Here is a 5,182-nt window from a genome sequence, read left to right on the forward strand (position 1 = left end):
ATATTTAATAATAATAATAGCAAAAAGAAAAGAAAAAAGCAATAACCTAAAATCAAAAAAGTCAAAAACCTAAAAATGCCAAAAAACACATTAAATGGAAGTAAATTAAAAGCTATTAAAATTTCAGGATTTAGAGCTCGAAAAAAAACAAAAAGCGGTCAAATAATAATTAATAAAAGAAGACAAAAAGGACGTTATCGTTTAGCTTTAGAATAAAAAAAATAAAATTTTTAAACTTCCTAAATTGGATTTGAACCAATGACTTCTCGGTTAACAGCCGAGCGCTCTACCACTAAGCTATTAGGAATAAATTTCGGCATCGTGCTATTTTCCCAAAAGATCACTCTTAAAGTATTTTCGCCACTATAATGTTTAACAACTATGTTCGGAATGGTATAGTGTGGATCCAATTATGTTATAAACACCGAAATTGGAATATTAATTAGTTAAAAACGGTTATTAGTAAATCTTGGCTACATACATTACTATACTTACACCGGATTCCTATCAAACAGCTAGTCTAGCTGTAACCTAAGAGTACTCATCTTGAGGACGGCTTCCCACTTAGATGCTTTCAGCGGTTATCCTAACTATACGTAGCTACCCAGCGTTTACCGTTGGTACGATAACTGGTACACCAGAGGTATATTTTTCTCGGTCCTCTCGTACTAGAGAAAAGTCACTCTCAATACTCTAAAACGCCCACGCCGGATATGGACCGAACTGTCTCACGACGTTCTGAACCCAGCTCACGTACCGCTTTAATGGGCGAACAGCCCAACCCTTGGAACGTACTTCCGCTCCAGGATGCGATGAGCCGACATCGAGGTGCCAAACCTCCCCGTCGATAGGAACTCTATGGGGAGATTAGCCTGTTATCCCTAGAGTAACTTTTATCCGTTAAGTGACGCCCTTTCCATACAGCAACGTCAGATCACTAAGACCGACTTTCGTCTCTGTTCGACTTGTAGGTCTCACAGTTAAGCTTCCTTATGCCTTTACACTCTTCAATCGCTTTCTAAACGATTTGAGGAAACCTTTGTACGCCTGCGTTACTTTTTAGCAGGCGACCGCCCCAGTCAAACTGTCTTTTTGACACTGTTTTTCAATCGGATTACGAGATGAAATTAGAAACTTTATTTTATTAGAGTGGTATCTCACTGTTAACTCCTTTATTTCCGAAAAAATAAACTCAACGTTTCCCACCTATTCTGCGCAAATAAAAGAAAATTTCAATGTCAAAATACAGTAAAGCTTCATAGGGTCTTACTGTCCAGGCGCGGGTAGTCCGCATCTTCACAGACATTTCTATTTCACCGAGTTTCTCTTTGAGACAGCTTCCAAGTCATTACGCCATTCGTGCAGGTTGGAACTTACCCAACAAGGAATTTCGCTACCTTAGGACCGTTATAGTTACGGCCGCCGTTCACCAGGGCTTCAGTTGTTAGCTTTTTTTAAAAAATTTTTTTAAAATAACCAACTTCCTTAACTTTCTGGCACTGGGCAGGCGTCAGCCCCCATACGTCGTTTTACAACTTTGCGGAGACCTGTGTTTTTGATAAACAGTTGCTTGGAACTTGTTATTGAAACCTAATAGGTACTCTTTATTCCGAAGTTACAGAGTTATTTTGCCGAGTTCCTTAAAGAGAATTATCTCGCGCTCCTTGGTATTCTCTACCATTCTACCTGTGTCGGTTTACGGTACAGGTAATTTTTACTTAACGTATTATGAGCTTTTCTTGGAAGTATGACATCAATTACTTTAATTATTACTAATTTTGTATTAATTTCTTAGCTCTAAATAGTTTTTAATTCTATTTATCTACGCCTTGATAACTTAAACCGAGCATACCACAACTCGGCTAATTTAGCCTTCTTCGTCCCTCAATACAAATAAAAATTAGTATAGGAATATTAACCTATTATCCATCGACTACGCAAATAGCCTCGCCTTAGGCCCTGACTAACCCTTCGTGGACGAACCTTGCGAAGGAAACCTTAGAATTTCGGAGCATTGGATTCTCACCAATGTTTTCGTTACTCAATCCAACATTCTCACTTCCATACTGTCCATATTCACTTTCGTTAATACTTCAATCAACAATGGAACGCTCCCCTACCGACATAATAAATATGTCTCACAGTTTCGGCAAATTACTTGAGTCCCGTAAATTTTCGGCGCAAAATTACTAGACCAGTAAGCTATTACGCACTTTTTAAAGGATTGCTGCTTCTAAGCGAACCTCCTGGTTGTTTAAGTATTTTCACTTCCTTTATCACTTAGTAATTATTTAGGGGCCTTAACTGGTGATCTGGGCTCTTTCCCTCTTGACTACGAAGCTTATCCCTCGTAGTCTTACTAATTAACTATCCATATCGTATTCAGAGTTTGCCTCAATTTGGTACTGTGTTACGAGCCCTCATTAAAACAGTGCTTTACCCCAATAATTAAAGTTAATCGCTGCACCTAAATACATTTCGGGGAGAACCAGCTAGCTCCGCTTTCGATTGGCATTTCACCGCTAACCACAACTCATCCGCTAATTTTGCAACATTAGTCGGTTCGGACCTCCACTTAGTGTTACCTAACTTTCATCCTGGCCATGGTTAGATCAAGCGGGTTCGGGTCTATAATTAGAGACTAACGCTCTATTCAAGCTCGCTTTCACTTTGGCTCCAACATAGAATGTTTTAACCTGCCACTAATTATAACTCGTTGGAACATTCTTCAACAGGCACGAAGACAAACGCTAAGTCGTTCTACTTCTGTTTGTAAGCTTATAATTTCACGTTCTTTTCACTTCCCTTCCGGGATTCTTTTCACCTTTCCCTCACGGTACTAATTCACTATCGGATATCCAGTAATATTTAGCCTTACGAGATGGTCCTCGCAGATTCATACGGAATTCCTCGTGTTCCATATTACTCGGGTATAAAACTAGTGCTGCTTTATTTTCGACTACAAGACTTTTACTTTCTATGGTATAGTATTCAAACTATTTAGTCTAATAAAGCTAAGCTTTTAATTGTTTTACCCCACGACCCCTATTTTTTAAATAGGTTTAGGCTTTTTCCATTTCGTTCGCCACTACTACGGAAATCGTTTTTACTTTCTTTTCCTCTTGGTACTAAGATGTTTCAGTTCCCAAGGTTCGCCTTAACTTACTTATAGATTCAGTAAGAAATTATTGAGTTGCCTCATTCGGAGACATTCCGGATCAATGCTTACTGCCAGCTTCCCGAAAAATTTCGTTGGTTGTAACGTCCTTCATCGCTTCTGGATACCAAGGGATCCGTTATAAGCCCTTAAAATTTTAACTTAAAATCTTGGAAATAAGCGGATTTGAACCGCTAACCTTTGCTGTGCAAAAGCAATACTCTATCCAGTTGAGTTATATTCCCTTTGGGTCATCCTAGATTTGAACCAGGGACTTCATCCTTATCAAGAATGCGCTCTAACCAACTGAGCTAATGACCCACAAACAAATATTAAATTTTTAATATAATCCAGCCGCACCTTCCAGTACAGCTACCTTGTTACGACTTCACCCCAGTCACCAATTCTACCTTCACAACATCCCCCCTACTGGTTAAAGATAATAGCTTTGGGTATAATCAGCTCCCATGGTGTGACGGGCGGTGTGTACAAGGCCCAGGAACATATTCACCGCAGTATAGCTGACCTGCGATTACTAGCGATTCCAACTTCATGTAGACGAGTTGCAGCCTACAATCCGAACTAAGGATATCTTTATAGATTAGCTTATTCTCACGAATTTGCAACTTTTTGTAATATCCATTGTAGCACGTGTGTAGCCCAGGATATAAAGGGCATGATGACTTGACATCATCCTCACCTTCCTCCAATTTGTCATCGGCAGTTTCTTTAGAAAATTAACTAAAGATAAGGGTTGCGCTCGTTACAGGACTTAACCTAACATCTCACGACACGAGCTGACGACAGCCATGCACCACCTGTGTAAGAGGCCATAGCACACTTTTCTTTCGAAAAGTTTCTCTTCATGTCAAATCCTGGTAAGGTTCTTCGTGTTGCATCGAATTAAACCACATGCTCCACCGCTTGTGTGGGCCCCCGTCAATTCCTTTGAGTTTCACTCTTGCGAGCGTACTTCCCAGGCGGGATACTTAACGCGTTAGCTACGACACTATATTTATTGAATTTTATATAACATCTAGTATCCATCGTTTACAGCTAGGACTACCAGGGTATCTAATCCTGTTTGCTCCCCTAGCTTTCGTTTCTCAGTGTCAGTAATAGCCCAGTAAAGTGCTTTCGCTATTGGTGTTCCTTTCAATATCAACGCATTTCACCGCTTCTTTGAAAATTCCCTTTACCTTTACCATACTCTAGAAAAAGAGTTTCTTTTGCAGTTTTTAAGTTAAGCTTAAAGATTTAACAAAAGACTTTTCTTTCAACCTACAAACGCTTTACGCCCAATAATTCCGGATAACACTTGTATCCCCTGTATTACCGCGGCTGCTGGCACAGAGTTAGCCGATACTTATTCCTTAAGTACTGTCATTTATTCTTCCTTAAGAAAAGAGGTTTACAATCAATAGACCTTCGTCCCTCACGCGATATTGCTCTGTCAGGCTTTCGCCCATTGCAGAAAATTCCTCACTGCTGCCTCCCGTAGGAGTTTGGACCGTGTCTCAGTTCCAATGTGATTGATCATCCTCTCAGACCAATTACTGATCTTCGCCTTGGTAAGCCTTTACCTTACCAACTAGCTAATCAGACATAAGCTTCTCTTTAGGCAAATTTCTTTTTTCAACATATAGAGTATTAGCTAATATTTCTAAAAGTTATCCTCTTCCTAAAGGCAAATTCTTATGCATTACTCACCCGTGTGCCACTAAAAATTTCTTTTTCGTACGACTTGCATGTGTTAGGCATATCGCTAGCGTTCATCCTGAGCTAGGATCAAACTCTCAAAAATTATTAATTAAAATTATTATCCGTAATTAATTTAATTGTTTCTTTTTATATTAGTAACATTTATTATTATATACTAACAAAATTTTTTTGTCAAGTTACTTGTTAAATGTCTATAATCTCAGGATTTGATTCTTTTTTTGACGAATTAATAAAAGTTTTTTGTAAATATGAAAAAACAAGAATATTATATGCTAATTCTAATTCATTTATCAAGTTTAAACT

At 38.7% G+C, this 5,182-nt stretch carries 1 protein-coding gene, 3 tRNA genes and 3 rRNA genes; 1 reads left to right on the plus strand and 6 read right to left on the minus strand.

What is annotated here, in order from left to right:
* Positions 1-75: 75 nt before the first annotated feature.
* Positions 76-216 (plus strand): 50S ribosomal protein L34, encoded by a 141-nt coding sequence (locus tag F9K23_18750; GenBank protein ID KAB2912611.1) that lies wholly within the window; start codon positions 76-78, stop codon positions 214-216.
* A gap of 19 nt (positions 217-235) precedes the next feature.
* Here F9K23_18750 and F9K23_18755 read toward each other — a convergent pair.
* From F9K23_18755 to F9K23_18780, 6 genes are all read right to left on the minus strand, one after another.
* Positions 236-307: transfer RNA gene (locus F9K23_18755), tRNA-Asn, on the minus strand.
* 4 nt (positions 308-311) lie between these two features.
* Positions 312-429: ribosomal RNA gene (gene rrf / locus F9K23_18760) — 5S ribosomal RNA — on the minus strand.
* Positions 430-441: 12 nt separating this feature from the next.
* Positions 442-3,323 (minus strand): 23S ribosomal RNA (locus F9K23_18765).
* A gap of 5 nt (positions 3,324-3,328) precedes the next feature.
* Positions 3,329-3,402: transfer RNA gene (locus F9K23_18770), tRNA-Ala, on the minus strand.
* A gap of 2 nt (positions 3,403-3,404) precedes the next feature.
* Positions 3,405-3,478 (minus strand) — tRNA-Ile (locus F9K23_18775).
* Between the two features lie 27 nt (positions 3,479-3,505).
* A 16S ribosomal RNA gene (locus tag F9K23_18780) occupies positions 3,506-4,957 on the minus strand.
* Together the 16S, 23S and 5S rRNA genes with 3 tRNA genes alongside form the textbook arrangement of a ribosomal RNA operon.
* Positions 4,958-5,182: the final 225 nt, after the last annotated feature.

It is taken from the genome of Bacteroidota bacterium (assembly GCA_008933805.1).
GTDB lineage: Bacteria > Bacteroidota > Bacteroidia > UBA8524 > UBA8524 > SB11.